Source organism: Candidatus Edwardsbacteria bacterium (assembly GCA_018821925.1).
Taxonomy (GTDB): Bacteria; Edwardsbacteria; AC1; order AC1; family EtOH8; genus UBA2226.
Window position 1 is genome coordinate 32910 of record JAHJLF010000072.1, and the last position, 22657, is coordinate 55566.

General features: G+C 57.3%; 17 protein-coding genes and 1 pseudogene. All 18 read left to right on the forward strand.

Annotation, left to right across the window (positions count from 1 at the left end):
- The first annotated feature begins 107 nt into the window (after positions 1-107).
- Entirely contained in the window at positions 108-1928 is a 1821-nt protein-coding gene (locus tag KJ869_08740) for a glutamate mutase L (GenBank protein MBU1577278.1), read from the forward strand.
- 83 nt (positions 1929-2011) lie between these two features.
- Positions 2012-3133 carry a hypothetical protein gene (locus KJ869_08745; GenBank protein ID MBU1577279.1) on the forward strand — a complete coding sequence of 374 codons (1122 nt, stop codon included), beginning with the start codon at positions 2012-2014 and terminating at the stop codon, positions 3131-3133.
- Between the two features lie 101 nt (positions 3134-3234).
- On the forward strand, positions 3235-4419 hold the full coding sequence (locus KJ869_08750) for a fibronectin type III domain-containing protein (GenBank protein ID MBU1577280.1): 1185 nt from the start codon (positions 3235-3237) through the stop codon (positions 4417-4419).
- 13 nt (positions 4420-4432) lie between these two features.
- Complete coding sequence (locus KJ869_08755; GenBank protein ID MBU1577281.1) at positions 4433-4870, forward strand: hypothetical protein; 438 nt, start codon at positions 4433-4435, stop codon at positions 4868-4870.
- Positions 4849-5094 carry a hypothetical protein gene (locus tag KJ869_08760; protein ID MBU1577282.1) on the forward strand — a complete coding sequence of 82 codons (246 nt, stop codon included), beginning with the start codon at positions 4849-4851 and terminating at the stop codon, positions 5092-5094. Before KJ869_08755 ends, KJ869_08760 begins: the two co-directional genes overlap by 22 nt.
- A gap of 1 nt (position 5095) precedes the next feature.
- Positions 5096-5938, forward strand: a complete 843-nt coding sequence (locus KJ869_08765) for a hypothetical protein (protein MBU1577283.1) — start codon at positions 5096-5098, stop codon at positions 5936-5938.
- Between the two features lies 1 nt (position 5939).
- Positions 5940-6545: a hypothetical protein gene (locus tag KJ869_08770; GenBank protein MBU1577284.1), complete on the forward strand. Its 606-nt coding sequence runs from the start codon at positions 5940-5942 to the stop codon at positions 6543-6545.
- A 29-nt stretch (positions 6546-6574) separates the two neighbouring features.
- Positions 6575-8497, forward strand: coding sequence for a tetratricopeptide repeat protein (locus KJ869_08775; GenBank protein ID MBU1577285.1), 1923 nt, complete (start codon positions 6575-6577; stop codon positions 8495-8497).
- Between the two features lie 4 nt (positions 8498-8501).
- Positions 8502-9278 (forward strand): lipoate--protein ligase family protein, encoded by a 777-nt coding sequence (locus KJ869_08780; GenBank protein MBU1577286.1) that lies wholly within the window; start codon positions 8502-8504, stop codon positions 9276-9278.
- A 97-nt stretch (positions 9279-9375) separates the two neighbouring features.
- Positions 9376-10245, forward strand: a complete 870-nt coding sequence (locus KJ869_08785; protein MBU1577287.1) for a DUF4388 domain-containing protein — start codon at positions 9376-9378, stop codon at positions 10243-10245.
- 34 nt (positions 10246-10279) lie between these two features.
- The gene (locus KJ869_08790; GenBank protein MBU1577288.1) at positions 10280-10975 is read left to right on the forward strand and encodes a roadblock/LC7 domain-containing protein; all 696 of its coding nucleotides are present in this window, start codon (positions 10280-10282) and stop codon (positions 10973-10975) included.
- A 5-nt stretch (positions 10976-10980) separates the two neighbouring features.
- Complete coding sequence (locus KJ869_08795; GenBank protein ID MBU1577289.1) at positions 10981-11700, forward strand: hypothetical protein; 720 nt, start codon at positions 10981-10983, stop codon at positions 11698-11700.
- 57 nt (positions 11701-11757) lie between these two features.
- Positions 11758-12113 (forward strand): annotated as a pseudogene (locus KJ869_08800) (four helix bundle protein).
- Positions 12114-12240: 127 nt separating this feature from the next.
- A complete protein-coding gene (locus KJ869_08805; protein ID MBU1577290.1) occupies positions 12241-12621 on the forward strand; it encodes a hypothetical protein in 381 nt (126 codons plus the stop codon).
- Between the two features lie 277 nt (positions 12622-12898).
- On the forward strand, positions 12899-13237 hold the full coding sequence (locus KJ869_08810) for a hypothetical protein (protein MBU1577291.1): 339 nt from the start codon (positions 12899-12901) through the stop codon (positions 13235-13237).
- A 499-nt stretch (positions 13238-13736) separates the two neighbouring features.
- The gene (locus KJ869_08815) at positions 13737-15842 is read left to right on the forward strand and encodes a T9SS type A sorting domain-containing protein (protein MBU1577292.1); all 2106 of its coding nucleotides are present in this window, start codon (positions 13737-13739) and stop codon (positions 15840-15842) included.
- Between the two features lie 494 nt (positions 15843-16336).
- Positions 16337-19363, forward strand: a complete 3027-nt coding sequence (locus tag KJ869_08820; protein MBU1577293.1) for a TonB-dependent receptor — start codon at positions 16337-16339, stop codon at positions 19361-19363.
- Positions 19364-19460: 97 nt separating this feature from the next.
- Positions 19461-22646, forward strand: a complete 3186-nt coding sequence (locus KJ869_08825; protein MBU1577294.1) for a hypothetical protein — start codon at positions 19461-19463, stop codon at positions 22644-22646.
- Positions 22647-22657: the final 11 nt, after the last annotated feature.

The window sequence follows — 22657 nt, forward strand, 5'->3', positions numbered from 1 at the left end:
ATCCGTGTCCAATTAGGTCCTTGGATTCCTGCCGTTGCAGGAATGACAGGTTAGCCGGTAAAAATAAAAACAAAACATAATCTATGTAACCCATTAGGAGACTCATAATGGCAGTTGATCCCAACAAATTGAAAGTGATCCTGGTCACCGACTGCGGCAGCACCACCACTAAGGCGATCCTGATCGAATACAAAAACGGCGAATACCGCCAGACCACCCGGGGCGAAGCGCCCACCACAGTGGAGAAGCCCTTTGAGGATGTGACCAAGGGGGTTCTCAACTCGGTGCGTGAGCTGGAGGAGCTATCGGGCCGCAAGATCCTCAACGGTGACGACATCATCACCCCGGCCGACGGCATGACCGGCGTGGATATCTATATGTCCACCTCCTCGGCCGGCGGCGGCCTGCAGATGATGGTGGCCGGAGTGGTCAAATCCATGACCGGCGAATCGGCCGCCCGGGCCGCCCTGGGAGCCGGGGCCATCGTGATGGACGTGCTGGCCTCCAACGACGGCCGCCTGCCGCACCAGCGGATCGAGCGGATCCGCCACCTGCGTCCGGACATGATCCTTCTGTCCGGCGGCATCGACGGCGGGACCATTACCCACGTGGCCGAGATGGCCGAGCTGATCGCCGCGGCCGACCCCAAGCCCCGCTTCGGCACCAGCTACCGCCTGCCGGTGATCTATGCCGGAAACAAGGACGCCCGGGAGATCATCACCAAGACCCTGGAGTCCAAGACCGCCCTGCTGATCAAGGACAACCTGCGGCCGGTGCTGGAGCGCGAGAACCTGACCCCGGCCCGCGACGCCATTCACGACGTCTTCATGGAGCACGTAATGGCCCACGCCCCGGGATATAAAAAACTAATGGCCATGGCCCATGAGGTCCCCATTATGCCCACCCCCGGCGCGGTGGGGCTGATGATCCAATCCCTGGCCAAGGCCGAGCATATTGCCGCCGTGGGGGTCGACATCGGCGGGGCCACCACCGATGTCTTCTCGGTGTTCTTCGACAAGGGGACCGACAGCGACGTCTTCAACCGCACCGTCTCGGCCAACCTGGGCATGAGCTACTCCATCTCCAACGTGCTGGCCGAGGCCGGCATCGCCAACATCATGCGCTGGGTGCCGTTCGAGATGGACGAGGCCGAGGTGCGGAACCGGATCCGCAACAAGATGATCCGGCCCACCACCATCCCCCAGACCCAGGAGGAGCTGCAGATAGAGCAGGCCATCTCCCGCGAGGCCCTAAGGCTGGCCTTCGTCCAGCACAAGAGCATGGCGGTGGGGCTCAAGGGCGTCCAGCAGGAGCGGACCATCTCCGACGCCTTCGAACAGACCGGCTCGGGCGAGACCCTGATCAACATGATGGACCTGAAGATCCTGATCGGCTCCGGCGGGGTGCTGTCGCATGCCCCGCGCCGGGTGCAGTCGGCCCTGATGATGATCGACGCCTTCCAGCCCGAAGGCATTACCACCATGGCGGTGGATTCCATCTTCATGGCCCCGCATCTGGGAATTTTATCAACCGTGCATGCCGCTGCCGCCAACGAGGTCTTTCTTAAAGATTGCCTGGTGCGCCTGGGCTCCTGCATCTGCCCCACCGGCCACGGCAAGGAGGGCCAGCCATGCCTTACCGTCAAGTTCGCTAAGGCCGACGGCACCAAGGTGGAGGAGAACATCAAAGTGGGACAGATGAAACATCTAATGCTGGAAGAGAACGTCAAGGCCATGGTGGTTCCGGCCAAGGGCTTCGATATCGGAGCCGGCAAGGGCAAGGAGATGGAGGTTGCTTTGGAGGGCGGGACAGTGGGGCTTATTATAGACGGCCGGGGCCGGCCGCTGGTCATCCCCGAGGACAAGAAGGAGAGGGTGCGCAAGCTAACCGAATGGAACCAGGCCCTGGGGGTCTACCCTAGTAAGTAAAAAGTTTAAAGTTCAAAGCTTAAAGCTTTTTGTCATTTAAATTAGCAAACAGGAAACCAGAAATTCAAAACAGGAAATATACGATGGCACATGCATATACTCCGGGACTGAAGGTAACCGAGAAGACCCTGATCAAAAAAGACCGCCGCCTTCCCCTGAAAGGCCAGGTGATCGTCAAGAAGGGCGACAAGGTAGGCTCCGACCAGATAGTAGCCAGGACCGAACTGCCGGGCAACGTCCAGCCGGTCAACGTCTCCGGCCTTTTGGGTCTGCTGGCCGAGGACGTGCCCTCCCACATGCTCAAAAAGATCGGCGACCCGGTGGCCAAGGATGAGACCATCGCCGAGAGCAAGGGATTCTTCGGGCTGTTCAAGAGCAGCTGCAAAGCCCCGGTGGCCGGGACCCTGGAGTCCGTCTCCAGCATCACCGGGCAGGTGATCCTGCGGGAGCCCCCCATGCCGGTCCAGATCAAGGCCTACATTGACGGGCAGGTGACCGAGGTCAGCGAGGCCGAGGGGGCCACCGTGGAGGCTTTCGGCAGTTTCATCCAGGGCATCTTCGGAGTGGGCGGGGAGACCAACGGCGAGATCAAGGTGGTGGCGGCTGATCCCTCCCAGGAGCTGACCATCGAGATGCTGACCCCCGATTGCCAGGGCAAGGTGGTGGTGGGCGGCTCGCTGATCAAATACGACGCCCTGAAGAAGGCGGCCGAGGTAAGAGTCAAAGCGGTGGTGGTGGGCGGCATTGACGACGCCGATCTGAAGAAACTGATGGGATACGACATCGGGGTGGCCATCACCGGACATGAGGATGTGGGGCTGACCCTGGTGGTCACCGAGGGCTTCGGCCAGATGAGCATGGCTGGCAAGACCTTCAAACTTCTGAAGTCCAAAGAGGGGCTAAAGGCCTCGGTCAACGGGGCCACCCAGATCCGGGCCGGCGTGATGCGTCCCGAAGTGATCATTCCGCTAAGCAGCCAGGATGTCGGCAGCGAGGCCGTCAAGGAGGCCGGCGGTATGGAGATCGGTAGCGCCATCCGGGTGATCCGCCAGCCCTACTTCGGCAAGATCGGCAAGGTGTCGGCCCTGCCCCACGAGCTGCAGCAATTGGAATCCGAAAGCCACGCCCGGGTGCTGGAGGTAACTTTCGAGGACGGCGCCAAGGCGGTGGTCCCCCGGGCCAATGTGGAGCTGATCGAAGACTGATCCGGCTTGATCAGATAAAATTACAATAATGAAATCATGTCCGGGGAGATTTACATCGAACCGGGCATGATTTTTCAACCATCATCAGACGAGGGGCCGATATGCAATTAAAAATCACGATATTGACATTATTGGTGCTGTCCGCCGGGCCATCCTTCTCAGAAGCTGTTTCCGCTTATGATCCGCCTCCCCAAAATTTTTATGTGGAAAATATAAAAGCGGAGGATGTTCCCAATGATGCCGGGGGTGAACTCAAGGTAAGCTGGACCCTGCCGGCCGACCAGGGTCCGGAGATATTGGTGCTGCGATTACTGAGGGCCGAGATCCCGGAAGGTCCGTTCTCCCAGATCATCGAAATGGCTCCCGGGATCAGCGAGTATTCGGACCAGGGACTGGCTAACGGGAAAAAATATTTTTACCGGATAGATGCGGTCACCGATGCCGGGGTGTTTCCTTCCCGGGTCAGCGATCCGGCGGTTCCTCGGGCTTCATGGTTCAACTCCCAGCGGGTCAGCCTGCTGATAGCTTTGGCCCTCTTTACCGGATTGGTGCTGTTCTTCATCTGGCGGGCCAGAAAGGGAGACTCGCTGTTCGTCAGGAAGATAACCGGGCTGTCGGCGGTGGACGAGGCCATCGGCCGGGCCACCGAGATGGGGCGCCCCATCCTGTATCTGCCATCGGGAGGGCTGTCGGCGGTGTCCGACATCCAGACCCTGGCCAGTCTGGTGATACTGGGCCAGGTGGCCGAGAAGGCCGCCGAGTATGAGACCCCACTGCTGGTGCCCTGTTCCGATCCCTTGGTGATGACCCTGGCTCAGGAGATCGTCAAGGCCAGCTACATGAACGCCGGACGCCCCGACGCCTACCGGGCCGAGAATATCCGCTATTTGACCAACGAGCAGTTCGCCTATACCGCCGGAGTTGACGGCATCATGATTCGTGAGAAACCGGCGGCCAATTTCATGATCGGCACTTTTTACGCCGAATCCCTGATCCTGGCCGAGACCGGCTATGCCACCGGGGCCATCCAGATCGCCGGCACCGCCATGATCACCCAGCTGCCGTTCTTCGTGGCGGCCTGCGATTACACTCTTATCGGCGAGGAGATCTACGCCGCCTCGGCCTACCTGTCAAAGGAGCCGGTGCTGATGGGCACCATCAAGGCCCAGGACTGGGGCAAGGCCATCGCCATCGGACTGATTATCATAGGGGTAATCATGGAGACCCTGGCCCTGAAATATCCCCGGCTTCACTTTTTCGTCAGCCAATGGCTGTCATCGCAGTAAGGAGATCACAAAAATGAAAAAAACACTGCCTTTGATAATTACCTTCCTGGCCGGCTTCTACATGATACTGGCTTTCTTTGTGCCGCACAAGGCCATCGCGGTGTCGGCCCAGGAGATGCAGTCCTGGGAGATCATCATCGTGGCCTTCACTCTGGTGCTGGGCATCGGCAACCTGATCCAGGTGCACGCCGTGAAGATCCACCGCCAAAAAAGCGGCTGGTATTACAGCGTGGTGCTGCTGATCTGCCTGGGGGCCATGATGGTGATCGGGCTGTTCTGGGGCATCAATGAGGGCACGGTCTACTACTGGCTCTACGATAACGTAATGGCGCCCTTATCGGCCGCCATGTTCTCGTTGCTGGCCTTCTTCATCGCCTCGGCCGCCTACCGGCTTTTCGGGCCCGTAACAAAGAGGCCACCCTGCTGCTGGTGGCCGCCACCATCATCATGATCGGACGGGTGCCGCTGGGCAACGTGATCTGGCAGCACCTTCCCTGGCTGGGGGCCAAATTTCCCAATGCCCTGGAAGTGCTGACCCAGTGGATAATGGACATCCCCAACGCCGCCGGCCAGCGGGGCATCAAAATCGGGGCGGCCCTGGGCGCGGTGTCCATGGCCCTGCGGATGCTGTTGGGCATCGAACGGTCATACCTGACCACCGGGGGAGGAAATTAAGATGAGATTCAAGGAAACGATGGCCAAGCTCACCCAGCTGGACCGCCGCTGGATATTCCTGGCCATGGGCCTGGTGGTGGCCGCGGCCCTGCTGGTGGACCTGAAGATGCCGGTGACCGTCTCCCAGGACGTGCGCCGGGCCTACAACCTGATCGACAGCCTGCCGGCCGGGACTCCGGTGCTTTTCTCCTGGGATTACGACCCCGGCTCGATGCCCGAACTGTATCCCCTGTCCGATGCCATGCTGCGTCATGCCATGCGCAAGGACCTGAAGGTGGTGATGATGGGGCACTGGGTCACCGGCATTCCGCTTATCGAAAAACAGATCGCCGAGGTCATCCGGAAGGATTTTCCCGACAAGGTCTACGGCACCGACTACGTCAATCTGGGCTACAAATCCGGCCAATATGTGGTGGTGGTCTCCATGGCCCAGAACATCTACGACGCCTTTCCCCAGGATTATTACCGCAACCGGACCGACACCCTGCCGCTGATGAAAAAAGTGAGGTCGCTTAAAAACGTGGCCGCCATCGTGTCTTTCTCGGCCGGCGACCCCGGCCTGCTGATGTGGATCCAGTTCGCCTGGCAGCGCTTCCGGGTCCCGGTCACCGGCGGCTGCACCGCGGTGTCGGCCCCGGAGTTCTCGGCCTACCTGCAGTCCAACCAGCTGCAGGGCCTGATGGGAGGCATGCGGGGGGCGGCCGAATACGAGATGCTGATCGGTCGTTCGGCCAAGGCCACCACCGGGATGTCGGCCCAGAGCCTGGGACATTTCCTGATCATCGCCTTCATCATCATCGGCAACATCGCCTATTTTGCCACCCGCAAGAAGGAGGAGAAATAACATGGCAGTATTCGGAACCTGGCTGGCGGCGCTGCTGGTGCTGTGCATCTACAGCTTTTTATACAAGGACAACCCGCTTTATAAATTCGCCGAGCATGTCTACGTGGGGATCTCGGCCGGTTATTTCGTGGCGGCCGAATACCACAATGTGGTGCTGCCCAACCTGCTGACGCCCCTGTACCGCGACTTCGCCCACAAGTTCTACCTGATCATCCCCGGGCTGCTGGGGCTGCTGATATTCTTTGCCTTCTCCCGCAAACTCAACTGGCTGATAAGATTTCCCCTGTCCTTCGTGGTGGGCATCGGGGCCGGCCTTACCGTGATGGCCTTTCTGTCGGCCGATGTCCTGGCCCAGGTGCAGGCCACCGCCATCCCGTTGAATTCGGTCAACAACATTCTGTTTGTGGGCGGGGTGCTGACCACCCTGGTTTACTTCTTCTTCTCGGCCCAGCACAAGGGATTCGTGGGCGGAACCGCCCAGGTGGGGGTGTGGTACCTGATGATCGCCTTCGGGGCGGCCTTCGGCTACACCGTGATGGCCAGGATATCCCTGCTGATAGGGCAGATGCAATTTCTGCTGGGAAACTGGCTGCATATCCTGAAATAAAAATATTTTACTCTTGCCGGATGCTAAAATTGGACAATAAATCATACACCAATAAATGGAAGCCGATAATCATTGGAGTATTATTTTTACTCATATGGTTCGGGGCTTCTTTTTTTAACGGGCGCTTTACCTGGGGGTTTGATTACCTGCAGTATTACCCGCTGTGGTTCCGGCTGGGCTGGGTCCTGGCGGGGATGTCGGCGCTTTTATCGCTTGGCTTTTGGGTCCCGGGACTTCTCATAATAAATGACAGATTTGAAAACCGGAAACTCTGGAACCTGGTTCTGCTGGTAGCTGTCATGGGCGGGCTTTTCTGGCTACTGCGCCAGGCCATCCCCCTGCTGGGCGACGGCTTCCTGCGGGTCCGGGAGATCACCGGCGGCCGGATATTCTCCCTGACCGAACCGCTGACCACCATGGTCCACGGCCTGCTGTTCAATATCCTGTCCGGGAATGTCAGCGATGCCCCGGCCGCGACCCGGGCCTATGTTGTGATCAGCATTCTGTCCGGCCTGGCGATGGTTTGGCTCTATCACAGGATATCCACCCGGTGGTTTGAGAACAGCTATTGGCTTGCCACTGCCCTGCTGCTGGGTTTGGGCTTCAACCAAATATTCTTCGGCTACGTGGAGAGCTACGCTCCTTTTATGCTGGCGGTCCTGGCCTTCGCCTGGCTGGGCGCCCGGTCCCTGGAGGACGAAGGAGGGGCCCTGCCCCTGGTGCTTTTATTCGGGCTGATCGTGGCCCTGCATGCCAAGGGGATCTTCCTGCTGCCGGCCTTGGTCTATCTGCTGGCGGCCAAGTGGCCGGAGGTCCGGCAGAGATTGTGGTGGGTTGTTCCTCTGTCGGCGGCCCTGCCGCTGGCGGTGGTGCTGGCCGGCAGGTGGCTCTCGCCAGATATTCACTGGGAGGCCTCGCTGGGCGAGATCCCCAAAAATCCACTACTGCCGCTGTGGGACGGAATGCGGGGCTATGGCATCCTTTCCCCCGGGCACTGGATGGACATCTTGAATCAATACCTGCTGACCATCCCCGGAATCATCTTTTTATTCTCGGCGTTGCTGATTGAACGGGCCAGGGTCAAGCTGGATCGGACAATTATCTTTTTGTCACTACTGGCCATCAGCGGGCTGGCCTTCATCGTCATCACTGACCCCAAGCTGGGGGCCGCCCGGGATTGGGACCTGTTTGCCTGGGTGGGCATTCCGGCGGCGGTGTTGGGGCTGCATCTGATGAAGCAAAAGGAAAATAATAAAAAGATTTTGATGGTTGGCGGGTTTCTGTCTTTATGGCTTCTCCTACCCTGGGTGTTGCTGAATGCCAGTCTGGATCTGTCGATTGAACGATATCTGAAAATATTGGGGCAGGATGAAAAATCATCGGCCTACGGCTACGAAAATCTGGCGATATATTACCGTCAGGCCAAGTTAAAGGACAAAGCCGAATGGGCCTATAAGCAGGCGGTGGAGAACGCCCCCCACAATCCCCGGATGCTGTACAACTACGGGACCATCCTGGTTCAGAACAGCCGGCCGACCGAGGGGGCCGAATATTTTAAAAGGGCCCTGGTCCTGAATCCCAACGTTTACTTCTACTGGAACGATTACGGAAGCGTTATGCTGAGGCTGGGGCAGTATCCTCTGGCCCGGGAGGCTCTGGAGCGCTCGGTGCGGCTGAATGATTCCAGCCCCGATGCCTGGTACAACCTGGGTATTGCCTGTTCGATTCAGCAGGAATGGGCCAGGGCCGATACCGCTTTTTTGCGGGCGGCCGCTAACGGCTTTAGCGGAGACTGGATTTATGCCTACTGGGGCGAGGTCCAGCTCAACCTGGGGCAGTATCCGTCAGCCGTTAAAAATCTGAAACAAGCCATTGATGCCGGAATAACCGACAGCCTTACCATCGATTCTTATCATAAGGCCCGGGCCGGAATGGAAGCGGGAATGAAATAAAAACATGAGCACGGAAAAAACAAGCTGGCGGTTTCTCAATACCGGCCTGGGCGACGGGGCCTATAACATGGCGCTGGATCAGGCCCTGGTGGAGTCGGTGGGATCCGGCGCCTCGCTGCCCGTGATCCGGTTCTTCGGGTGGAACCCGCCGGCGGTATCCCTGGGGTACAATCAAAAAATAAAAGACCTGGATATCGAAGCCTGCCGCAAGGCCGGCTTTGACATAGTCCGCCGGCCCACCGGGGGCCGGGCGGTGATCCATCAGGACGAATTCACCTACAGCGTCATCGCCCGGGAGAACGATCCGGTGATCGGCGGGACCATCATGGAGACCTACGGCCGGATCGCCCAGGGCCTTTTGGCGGGCCTGAAAATATTGGGGGTGGCTGCCGAGATGGTAAGATCTTCGGCCCCCGATATTCCGGCCACGGCTTCGGCCCTGTGCTTTGCCGCCGCCGGGCGTTACGAGATAACCGCCGGAGGCAAAAAACTCATCGGCAGCGCCCAGCGCCGGATGAACGGCGTCATCCTCCAGCAAGGCTCGCTGCTGATGACCTGCGGGCAGGAGCATAAATTTTTCAGCCGGGATCCTATGGAGAACCGGGCGGGAACCCTAAGGGAGATCCTGGGGCGGGAGCCGGCTTTCGATGAGGTGGCGGCCGGCATGGAGCAGGGGTTTATGAAGTCTTGGAATATAGAACTGGCGCCTGACTCCCTGACCCAGGACGAGGAAAATACCGCCGGAAGATTAAAACCAGGGCTGATATTTGTCGAAGGATAAAAATTTTTGTTGACAGATTGGAGATTTTCAATTAGACTTAATATCCTAGGTATAAAAGAAGTTACAAAATTTTTCTAATACCCATTATTTTCTATTTATGAGTCTACAAGCCAATCTGTCAGATTTCCATCTTACTGAAATAATCTATCTGCTGTTCCACTTCCAGAAGACCGGGGTGATCACCGTCAAGGCCGGAAAGAACTACGGCGAGATCTACTTCGACAAGGGGCGGGCGGTGCACGCTGCCTATGGCGATATCAAGGGAAGCGAGGCGGTCTACGGCCTGTGCCTGGAATCATCCGGCGAAGTAAAGTTCGCCCCCGGGGCCAAGGCCTCCGAGGAGACCATCAAGGACGGAGCCGATGCCCTGTTGCAGGAGGGCGACCGCCGGCGCCTGGAGATGGCCGAGATATTAAAGGCCCTCCCCCCGTTCAATACAGTATTGGTAAGGACCGCCCAGGCTCCCGAAGAATCGGCTGTCACCATCCGGCGCAGCGACTGGACCATACTGGCGTTGGTCAACGGCAAGCGCGACATCCGGGCCATCATCGACGAGAGCAAACTGGGGGTGCTGGAGGTGGTCAAGACCATATCCTGGTTCCTGGCCAAGAACCTGGTGGTGGATCCCCACGAAGTGGAGCGCATCCTGCAGGCCAAGGTGGATTTTGTCAATCTGATGCTGGAGGAGTTCGGTGTCAAGGGGACCGGGGTGAAGCCCTGGATGGAGCTGGCCAAAGCCACCCTGGCGGCCGGCGACAAGAACGGCAATATGGTCCGCCATGTGGAATTTACCGATTTTGTGGTCAAGATAAAAGACGGCGCCAAAACCGACATCAGCAAGGAAGAGGTGGTCCAGGTATGGGACCAGATCGCCGAGGCCATGCACCAGAAGGGCATCAAGGAATACGGGACGATGCTGGCCAAGCACAAATACCAGGCTGTCCAGAAGGCGGCCAAGAGCGGCTAAAGGACAAAATATTTAAAGCGTTGATGGAGAGATTATGGCCAAGGAACCAGCTGAGCTGATGGACAGTGTCCTCAAGATGGAGGGCGTGAAATGCAGCGCCGCCGTCTCCAAGGAGGACGGGTCCATAATAAAGGCCTCGGCCGGCGCCCCGGGAAACCTGGGCGAGGTGGTGGCTTTTATCGGTTCGGCCGCGGAGGTGATCACCGCCAACCTGGATCTGGGCAACCTGAATTCGGTGGTGGCCGAGGGCGAGGGCCATAAGATGCTGATCATGCCGGTCGGGACGGCCTATCTGGGGGTGCAGCTGGACGGGGCCCAGGTTCCCTGGTGGGCCACCCAGATAAATCCCATAGATCTGCTCTCCGAGGACAAGATGGCCGAGATCTCCGAGGCCGAGGAACTGCTGAAACAGAAGATCATCCTGCTGAACATGCTGCTGGAGGAATTCGGAGCCAAGGGCGAAAAATCCAACGAGTGGCAGGAGATGCTGGACAAGGAGATCAAGAACATAGATCCCCAGGGCCGGTTGGACAAGATGCTGGAGGCCGGAGCGGGGCTGGTGACCGCCCGCAGCGGGATCAAGACCGATATCTCCAAGAAGGAGGTGGGGGACGCCTTTGAGAAAATGGTCAACCTGACCTGCAAAAAGGCCATCGCCTCCATCGGTTTCGTGGAGGTCAAACAGAAGTTCCAGGCCGTGATCTCCCGGCTGGCAGCGGAAAAGAGGTAGCGGCTATGGAAGAATTACTGATACGATTATCCAGCCTGCCCGGCGTGACCGGGAGCTTTTTCGTGGGCGACGACAGCAGCTTCATCTCCCAGTCGCTCTCCAAGTCGTTCGTCCAGGAGAACGCCAAGCGAGCGGTGATGGTGCTGGCCCAGACCTTTGAAGCCCTCTCCCAGGTGGCCCAGTTCAAGATCAACCGGATGCTGGTCAACACCGGGGGCAGCCGGCTGTTCATCCGGCGCAGCGACAAGGGATTTTTGAATCTGCTGACCGATATCACCGCCGATGTCAGCGTGATAGATTCGGCCCTGGACGGGGCTTTAAAAGAAATGCTGATAATGGCCCAGCAGTCGTCCCAGGCTCCGGCCCCGGCCCCGCCGGCCGTGCCCCAAACGGTGGTGGCTGCCACTCCGGCCAAAACCGCTCCGACCCCGCAGGTTGCACCTGCCCCGGCGGCCGCACCGTCCCAGATTCCGGCCCCCAAGCCGCCCACCACGGTGGACGCCGCCATCCTGGAGAAGATACTGGCCCAGGCCGAGGAGGCCCTGGGCGAGCTGGGCGCCACCATCTACGAGAATCAGCTTTCCGACCACAAGCTGAATACCTCCAAGCTGACCAGGGACTCGGTGATGAAGTTCTGCTACGCCCTGCAGAAGGACGCCTCCATGATCATCGGGCCTTCGGCCGCCAAGCAGATGGCCGATAAAATGATGATGCTGCTCAAATAAAAGCAGAAAGCAGAAATCAGAGATCAGAAAGCAAAAGGCAGAGGGCAAAAGGCAAAAATGGTAGATTTGAAAATACGGACCAAAGACTTTGCGTTACAGATAATCCGGCTAACAGCAAACTGCCTAAAAATAATGTTGCCCAGATACTCGGAAAACAAATGTTGAGGTCAGGCACCTCGGTCGGTGCAAACTTTCGCGAAGCCACCAGGTCGCGATCCAAAGAGGAATTTATTTCTAAGGCTAATATTTCGCTCCAAGAACTTGAAGAAACGGGGTATTGGCTGGAACTGATTTCAGAAAGCTGCCGGTGTGAACTTGACGAAATCGATGCCGCCGTAAAAGAGAACAACGAACTTACTGCGATATTCGTGACGATAATAAAAAACACAAAGAGGCTTTTCGCTAAAAAATAAACCAGAATCATTGCTTTTTGAATTATGCTTTCATGTTTATTAAAGGGAGGTTGCCAGGTTCGAAGGCTGATGAACAATCAGCGAAATCCCGTTAAAAAATCACCGTAATCAACATTTGGAGGTGAACATGTTCAAACTGCTCCTCTATGATAACGAGTTCCTGTGGTACGTCACCGTTACCAACCTGGTGACCATCGCCGGCAGCATATTATTGTGGATAACCTGCGTGCTGTTCGGGCTGATCGCCCGGAAGTACGAGCTGGTGCTGCGCAAGAAGACCGACTGGCAGTACATGATCTTCGCTCCCTCCGGGATCCTGGTCTACGCCGTCATCCAGATCATCGCCTTTGCCAGCCAGGTAAAACTTAACGTCATGCAGTCCTGGATCGCCTACACCTTTTTCCTGCTGTCCGGACTGCTGTCCCTGCTGGGGGCCATGAAGTTCAAGAAGGTGGTAAGCCCGGTCAAAAAGGTTGCCCCGGCCCCGGCTGCCAAACCGACGGTTTAAATTCCTGTAATCTGAACCCGGCTGCTTGCACGATAATCCGTGTCATCCTGAGTATAGCTTCTTGCCTATCAAATCGAAGGATCAATACCAAATCATCCCTCAGCCAGTCAGGCGAGAATGCATTCTCCTTCCAAAGCCAAGCACCGCGCCAAATTCAGGACAGGCTTTCGAAAGCAACAAATTTTACCAATCTCAGGACAAGCCTCGGGATGACAGAACACGGACAACCAGATAAAAAATTCCTACGATAAACCAGATTTTTTAGGAGATAATCAATATGGAAATATCCATACCGGCCGAACTGCTGTTCGCTGTTGGAGTGGCGCTTTTCTGTATGTCGCTGTTCTTATATGCCAGGATACTAAAGAGGCTTCTGGCGGTGATCCGAAGGGAATCCGGCATCTGGGTATTGCCCATGGTGGGCGCCGGATTTTTGGCTTTGGGGGCCGTTTTCCACTTCATCCCCCTGGCCATATATCCGCAATTAGACCCCTCCCGCACCGACCAGCTGATGCAGATCTGCCAGAACCGATCGGCCGAGGCGGCGGGCATATTTTTGGCGGGCCTAATATCCATTCTGGCCGGCTGGATGTACACCCGATGGACCAGCCGGTAGCAGTGGGTGGCGGTTTTGTTATTTCAACAGCAACGATTGAAAAAAAGATAAAAATTTTATTTAAAAAGGCTTGACTTTTTTAATAAAAAGTGGTAATTTTTCAAATGAGGTCAGTTCCAAGAGATAAATTTTGGAACAGGTTTTCTGTTATGGCCTTTTTAGTTTAGATACTCAACTTTAGCAAATGTTAATTTTAGGGTGAAGACTGTCCCTTTGTGTCATTCCCGCGCCGCGCCCCGACATAGAGTCGAGGCTCCGATTTCATCGGGGCCGTGGGCAGGCGGGAATCCATAAAAAACTTGGATTCCTGCTCCCCGCCTTCGCGAGGACAAGTTTCGCAGGAATGACGGGAAGAATTGTTTATCATACGCAAAGTTTATTAAATAATTGAATTTTCGAAAGGAGGTGAGGGAGTCCCAGAGAGTTTTATTTTAATGCCGGCAAAAATGCCGAACCCTAATCAAAGGTAACTAAAATCAAAAAACTCAAGGAGAAAAACATGAAAAAAGGTTTATTGTTATTTGTAGCCGTTTTTGCCTGCTTTGCTTTGACAGCCTATGCTGCTCCCACCCATCAGGGAATTCCCATTGAGGGCGGCACTACGACAGCGGTCAAGGCAGCTCCCGGCAAGGCCCCGGTAGGCGCCGTTGCCATCGGTCCCATGGGCTATGCCGATTCCTGGAGGACCATCGCGGCCGCCCAGGGCAAGAGCATCATCTCCAACGCCGCCGGCACCGACATCCAGGTGCTCTATGGCACATACAGCGGCTCGGCCGGAAACCCCTCCAACCTGACCTGGGGCTATTCCGACAACAGCGGGGCCACCTGGAACAACCAGACCATAGTCTCCAACCGCAACTCCCGGACCTACTCCGGGCTGGCGGTGGACGCCAATTTCACCCCCTACATCGTCTGGCAGGATCGGATCGTCTCCGCTGGCTGGCCCATCTGCCTGACCTTTGACGAGGGCGGATACACGGCCGGGCTGTGGAGCACCGCCGTCAACCTGACCGACTCCGGCTTCATGTACCTGCCTGGCATGGCCATTCAGGACGACGGGGCCGGCAATTTCAACCTGTTCGTTGACGCTTTTCCGCACAGCGCCTTCGGCGGCAATGCCACCCTGCACATGGCCCACAACAAGGCGGCCGACCTGAGCGCCTGGACCGCCCCCTGGGATTTAAGCGGCTCATGGGGCTGGAAGCCCTGGATGGTTGCTCCCTGGTGGGACGACCAGGATGCGGCCGACTTCACCATATCCCCCAGCGGCGATACAATAGTGGCCTTCTGGGAGCAGTGCGAAGACACCATAGTGGGGAACTACCGCCCGGTCTATTCCATCTCCACCGATAACGGCGGCACCTGGAGCGCCCCGGCCTTCTTCAATATGGCCGGCACCGACGCCAACGGGCATCCCTATCAGTACACCACCGGCGGCTGGTGGTACCGTTTCGACGGCGCCTGGATTGGCGACAAACCATACTTCCTGTACTGCCATAACGCCGGGGTGTGGAATGGGAACGCCCTGTTCATCTATTTCCCGACCGTGGCCGGCGACTACAGCGCCTGGACCGGGGTGCGCATCTCCGAGATCCCGGGCAACCTGGCCGGGCTGAACGACGGCGACCTGGTGGGTTCCTATGCCGATTACAGCACCCTGTCCTATGACGCGGCCGGCAATATCTTTGCCACCTACGTGGGCATGTCCCAGGGGTCCAACGCCTTCGCGGACATCATCGGGGTGGCCTCCACCGACGGCGGCAACACCTGGCTGCAGCATGTCTACCTGACCAACGACGGCGCCACCTATGACTACAGCTTCGTGGAAGCGGCCGAGTATGCCGGCGGCGGCAATATGCATATCCTGGCCCCGCCTGCTATCATGGACAGCTTGTATTACCTGACTGTTCCCACCGCCACCCTGCTGGCAGCCCCTGCCAGGCCGCGGGAGATCGACCTTCCCAACCTGCTGTGCGGCTCTGCCGAAGGCGGCGTGGGCGGCCCGATCGATGCGGTGATGGATACCGTCAACAACGACACCATGTATTACTTCTGGTCTCCGATGATAGGCCTGAACGGCCAATATGAGGTGACCATCTCCAAGACCGCCGACTGGTCGGCCGACAACTACGACCTGGCCTCCCTGCTGGACGTCAACTACATCCTGGGCGTGGTCGGCATGCCAGAGGCCGGCGTGGTATGGTATTACAAGGTTCGTTCACACTTCGGCGGGGAGACCTCCCCCTGGAGCGCGGTGTATGACTTCTTCTACAACGGCACCGCCACCAACGTGGTTGACTGGCAGACCCCGTCGGGCATCACCGGCAAGCCGGTCACTGTCACTCAGCCCTTCGTGCTGAACCAGAACCGGCCCAACCCGGTTAACAACGACACCAAGATATCCTTCAACCTGCCCAAGGCTGGCGAGTACACCCTTAAGGTTTACAACGTGGCCGGACAGGTGGTCAACAACATCAGCGGACGCGGCCAGGCTGGCAACAACACCGTCAGCTGGAGCAGCCGGAATGTTTCCAACGGCGTCTACTTCTATCAATTGAACGCCGCCGGCAGCACCGCCACCAAGAAGATGATCGTAGTCAAGTAAAACCCATGTTTAAGTTGGCGGGGCTTTTGCCCCGCCAACTTTTAGGCAAAATGTTTGCCTAAAATTAAGCTACCTGCCGCGTAAATTAGCATAGTGCGTCATAAGTTCCACTACTTTGATTGTTGATTTAAACCCCGTCGCTCGAGGCGGGGAGATTCCTTGTCATTCGCTCCAACGGCGCATTTCGTTTCATACTATCACTTACCGATGAGCTCAACCGGGCTTGACCCGGAATCCAGGTATTTCCGGCCGGTAATGGCCGGATCCGAAGATGCCAACCGACGCTTTAGGGCCGAAAAGCCTTAAAACGATAAGCCATAAATAGAACCCAATCCTGCTTTAAATAAAACAAAATATAAAATAAAAAAATAAATGAGGAGGTGAAAGTTCGGAAAATATCCTTGTTAAACGGGAATAGGTTAAGCAGTCATTTATACCCCAAGGATTAAGCAAGAATAAAGCAACAACCATTTTCTGGAGGTAAATTAGAAGTTATGAAAACTCTAAAGATCTTAGTTGCAGTCACGGTCTGCATGGTAATGGCAGGAGGTTTGTTGTTTGCCGGCACCACCGGAAAGATCGTCGGAACTGTGACGGACTCCGAGACCAAAGAACCGATTCCCGGCGCAGTAGTGGAGCTGCTGGGGACCACCATCGGCGCCAATACCGATATGGACGGGCGGTACTTCATAGTCAACGTTCCGGTGGGAACATTCTCCCTGAGGGCCAGGATGATGGGCTATGAGACGGTGACCATCACCAATGTCAAATCCATCATGGATTTGACAACCACCATCAACTTTAAAATTAAGCCCACCGTGATATTAAGCGAGGGCATCACCGTGACCGCCCAACGGCAGATGGTCATCCCCGATGCCACCTCCACCTCCCGGGTGGTTTCAACCAAAGAAATAATGGCCATGCCCAACGCCAGCGCCAATAACGTCATCGGCAATACCGCCGGGGTGGTCAGCTCCGGAGGCCAGATGAACGTCCGGGGCGGCCGGTCCGATGAAATGGCGATTTTTGTGGACGGCGTTTCGGTGACCGATGCCCTGACCGGTGCCATGGGCTCCCAGATCAACACTGCGGCCATCGAGGAAGTGATGGTCATCACCGGCGGCTTCAATGCCGAATACGGCGAGGCCATGTCCGGGGTGGTCAACGTGGTCACCAAGGAGGGCGGAGATAAGCTAAGCGTATACGGCCGGTTCACCACCGACATGCACATGCTCTCCGATAGCCGCAACAACAACAAGGTGGAACTGAGCCTGGGCGGCCCGGCGCCCTACGCCAAGAACCTGGGCTACTTCCTGTCCGGCGAGGTCGGCAACACCGACGATTACCGCCCGGTCTTCATGCCCGATAAATATTACGAACACGATCCCACCAAGGATTACTTCTGGGCCGATACCATACAGTACAGCAGGGCCGAGTGGGATCCCGCCGACAGCGTGGGGCTGATAGGCTGGAAAGGCGATTGGGCCGATTCCAGCGTTTCGGACTGGGATGCCGAGAAGGCCCGCCGGATTGCCCTGGGCTATCAACGGGGCTGGAAGGAGTACGACGAGAACTATCTGCCCCACAACGACTATAACAGCTATCGCCTGCAGGGCAAGGTGACCTATAAGATCCCGGCCTGGCAGGCCAAGATCACCCTGGGAGGCTTTGCCAACCGCGATCAGCGGGGCAGCTACACCGCCTCCTTCAAATACTGGTTGGACAGCTATTATTCATATCTGCAGAAATCCTACCAGGGCAATGCCAGCTGGCGCCATCAGGTAAGCAGGAACACCTTCTATAATATAACCGTCAACAAATTCTCCACCAGAACCCAGACCGGGGTGCGCGACACCACCGTCGAGAAGGACCGCAGCTGGTGGGAGGACTATACGTTTCTGAGCGATGCCGATGCCGACGGCGACAGCATGTACGACGCCTACGAGGGCCAGGCCTATGCCTATGGCATTGATAACCCCTACGGGGTCTCCGGGATCTTCTATACCTTCGGGCTGGCCCGGCTATGGGAGACAACCAAGGCCGAGTATATCGGAGGCAAGATCGATGTCACCTCCCAGGTGAACAGATTCAACCAGATGGTGGGAGGCTTGGAGGTAAAACAGCACCATGTCATCCTGAAAAGCAACTCGCTTCCCTGGGATCCGGTGCCTTTTAAGGATTATTATGATTTCAAGCCCATCACCGGGGCGGCCTATATTCAGGACAAGCTGGAGTTTCAGGGCTTCATCGTCAATGCCGGCCTACGGCTGGACCTGCTGATGCCCGAATCCCAGAAGAAGCTGAACAATTTCAACCTGACCGACACCGCTTCCTATATAGATGCCGAGACCAAGTATAAACTAAGCCCCCGGCTGGGCATCTCCCACCCGGTGTCCGACCGGACCGTAATGCACATCAGCTACGGGCACTTCTTCCAGCAGCCCCAGCTGCAGTATCTGTACGAATCCCTAAGCGCCAATATTGCCCGGGGCAATACCGTGATGGGAGACCCCGACCTGGGGGCCCAGCGCACCATTGCCTACGAGATAGGCTTCAACCAGCAGTTAACCAATGATATGGCCGGAGATATTACCGTCTATTATAAGGACATCTTCGACCTGCTGGGCACCCGGATGTTGCAGGACACCATTACCGGGCTGAACTATACCTCGTTCTTGAACACGGAATACGGCAATGTTCGGGGTTTTGAGGCCACCCTCAACAAGCGGGCCTCGGCCAACGGTATCTTCTCCGGCAAGCTGGCCTACTCCCTGATGCTGGCCAAGGGCACTGCCTCCGATCCCTGGGAAGGCTATCTCAACTATATTTACGGGGGCGGGACCGACCCGGCCACCGGACTGCCGGTGCCCTTCCCCAAGAGCGACGCCTTTTTGGAATACGACCAGCGCCATACCTTCTCGGTATCCACCAACTTTGACTTCGGCGAAAAATTCGGACCGGCCATCGCCGGCTTCAAACCGCTGGCCAACCTATCCATCAGCCTGCTGAACAACATCGGCAGCGGCATGCCCTATACCATCGTCAACTCCAAGGGGGTCCAGATCGGCGGGGTCAACGAGGGCCGGATGCCCTGGACCCTCAACACCGACCTGTTGCTTAGCCGCTCGCTGACGGTGGCCGGGATAAAGATGTCCATAGATTTCGAGGTTCTGAATCTTTTAAACCGCAAGAATGTCGCCAACGTCTTTGCCGTAACCGGAAACCCGCTGAACGATGGCAGCATCATCACCCTCGGCGATTTTACAACCTCTGCCATCCCCTGCAGCGTTTCATATACGGTGGACGGGGCGGGCGACCCGGTGTATGTGCCCAATCCCTATTACAGCAAGTGGCGGGATATCAACGGGGACGGGGAAGTAGACCAATACGAGAAGTACGTTTCCTACGTGGCGGCCTGGGACGACTATATCACCGACCCCTTCACCGCCAACAGGACGCCCAACACCAGGGCCTACGCCGAACCGCGTCGCAGCCGCCTGGCCCTCAGTTTCAGCTTCTAACTTTCAGCCCTGACAAATCGGGCAACCCCGGGCCCATATCGAAAAGGGCCCGGGATCTGATTCAAATAATTAAATTATTCTTACAGGAGGATAGTCAATGTTCAAACGCATACCCAAGGGTGTTTGGCTGATCCTGATAGGGCTGGCGGTAACGGCAGTCCTGGCGGGCCCGGCTCTGGCGGCCACCGCTCCGGGAGCCAGGGTTGCACCAAATAAGGGCATGTCCCAAAAGACCCTAAACACCAACGCCTGGACCATCTACACCACCAACTACGGGCCGTTCGTAAATCCCGGGGTCGGAAGCGGGGGCTTCTGGCGGAACCCGGGCCACGGCTATATCTACGGCGCCGGCCTGTGGGTGGGGGCGGTGGACGATAACGGCAACAAGGTGGTGGCCTTCGGCTACAATCCTAACTCCGGGGCCTACGAGTTCGGCCCGGTGGACATGAATGACAACTGGGAGAACTACCTCAGCGACGCCAGCATCCGGGTCTACTTAGCCACCAACCCGGCCGATTATGCGGCCTGGCCGCTGGTGGAGGGCGGCAAGAAGGTCATCAAATCACGTCAGGACAGCTATGCCCGCTACAGCGACGCCAACCCCCAGTTCACCACCTCGGGCGACAAACAGCTTAAAGTGGTGGTGGAGCAGTTCAGCTACGCCTGGAACTACGCCGATAACAACGACCTGGTCTTCTTCTATTTCAAGGTTCACAACAAGAGCGGCAAGACCTTGAACCAGGTATATGTCGGGCCGGCCAACGACTGCGATATCGGAGACGAGGCCGCTCCCAACGCCAACGACCGGACCGCATTTGATTACACCCGCAATCTGGCCATCCAGTACCAGACGGTAAACGAGGGCGGCTGGGACAAGACCGGGGTGGTGGGCTTCCGCTATTTTGAAAGCCCCATCAACAACAGCAGTGACACCATTAAGGTGGTAGACAACCAGTTTCCCCATAGCATAGCTCCGGGGGAACCCCTGGGCATGACCGCCTTCAAGATATTCACCATCGATCAGGATCCCAAGACCGACGAGGAGCGCTACCTGGAGATGATGGGCATCAACTACTGGGATCTGATCCCCGACGCCTACGATGAATGGGGCGCCGATCCGCCGGGGGACAAGCGTTTCCTGATGTCCAGCGGTCCGTTCACTTTGGGCATCGATTCGGTGGTCAGCACCTGCATCGGGGTCATCGCCGCCCTGGATACCGTCAAACTGAAGCTGGCCTCGGATATCGCCCAGACCATCTACGACAACAATTTCGAGCTGGCCACCCCGCCGGCCGCCCCGGGCCTGACCATTACCTCGGGCGATAAATACGTGGTGATCAGCTGGGACCGCCGGGCCGAGCTAATTCCCGACCCCTATTGGGAGAAGCTGGATACCACCAAAAAATGGTTCACCTATTTTAAGGGCTCCTGGAAATGGCTGCCGGCTTCCAGCCGGCTGCTGGTGGACTCCCTGGAGATAAAGACCGGCGCCGCCACCACCGCCAAAATCGTCCGAGGGGACACCCTCGGCGCGGCTCTGGGAACCGACACATTGAATACCAAGTTCAGCGAACGGTCCATGTATAATCAATACGACTTCCAGGGCTATATCGCCTACCGGGCCCGGACCGTCTCAGACCTGGCCGACCCCGTCAGGAGGGAGTATGTGGGGACGCTATATACCGATCCCAGTTCGGCCTTCAATGCCACCACCTTAAGCTACGGCGGCGGCTCGGGCTATTACTACGACAAGATCGACGGCATCAAGGTGATGCGTAATTTCGACGCCAATAATTATTTCACCCCGGACAGCACCATCATGCTGGCCAAATACGACACCCTGGGGACTGACCGTGGTCTGATCTACAGCCTGCGGGACGATGACGTGATCAACGGGTTCGGGTGGTACTACGGGGTCTCGGCCTACGATTACCAGACCAACGTTTACTTCACCCACAAATGCCCCACCACCCTGAGCAGCAACCCCACCGAGAATGCCACCTACGGGGTGGGGCAGAAGCCGATGGTGGACTATCAGGCGCCGGTGGTCGAATACACCGTTACCGGGGGCTCGAACATCAGGACCGGGGGGACGGTTGACTACGAATATAAACTGGCCCTGACTCCCAAGAACGTCAACAACGACACCTTCCGGCTGGTCTGGAAGCCGGTCACCAAGACCCTTATCCTGGGGACAAATTATCCGGTGTATCATGCCGATCTGAAGGATTGGCGATATGTTACACTTTATGACACTTTGGGAACGGCTATCAAGGATACCCTTATTGATACCACCCTGCAGACCATCAACTTCAGGCCGGCTTACGGGATGGTGGGCAGCGACCCCTTGGCGAGCTATAACGGCACCTTTGACGACGAGGTCCCGTTCGGGGGGGTGGTGTTCATGCCCCAATACAAGTACGCATGGACCCTGGCGGCGGTGGATACGGTGTCGGTCACCGGGGTCTATCCGGCCGACAGCATCTTCGCCCAGGCTTACGGAGCTCTGAACAGCAACTTTACCGCCAGCCTCAACGCCTGGCAGTGGCGGGGCAGCGACTTCGAGATCCGCTGGCGCGACAGCAGCGGAACGGTGGGCACCAATCCCAGCGGCAGCATTATTACCGCCACGGTGTGGGATATGACCAACAATATCGAGGTGCCATTGGAGACCGGGGTCACCAAGGCCAACATGACCCAGTCCTCCTGGTGCTTCAACCCCACCGCCACCACCTGCACCGGTTACGTTGACAGCATCGGCACCTCACGTTTCGGCATGTACATCTCGGGCATAGTGCTTTACTTCAACCGCCGCAATGGTGGATCACTGCGCAATATCTCCACCCTGTGGGACCTGCGGCCGCGCACCGGCGATGTCTGGACCGTATCCTGCTCCGGGCCCGGCAATCCCATGGCGGGCGGAGTGGTCACCTTCATCACCACCAAGGCCTCCCAGAAGGCGGCCCTTTTGGCCAGCCTGCTGGACAATATCAAGGTGGTCCCCAACCCCTACCTGGTGCGGGCCAGCTGGGATGTCAGCAAGAATTATCCCAATATCTACTTCGCCAATCTGCCGGCCAAGTGCACCATCAGGATCTACAACCTGGCCGGGGATCTGATCCGGGTTCTCAACCACGAATCCACCTTCGACGATAACAACGGCACCGAGAAATGGGACCTGCTGTCCACCTACGACAAGCGGCCCGCCAGCGGAGTGTATATCTATCAGATAGACGCTCCGGGCATTGGCACCAAGCTTGGTAAATTCGCCGTAATCAAGTAAAATGACAAGGA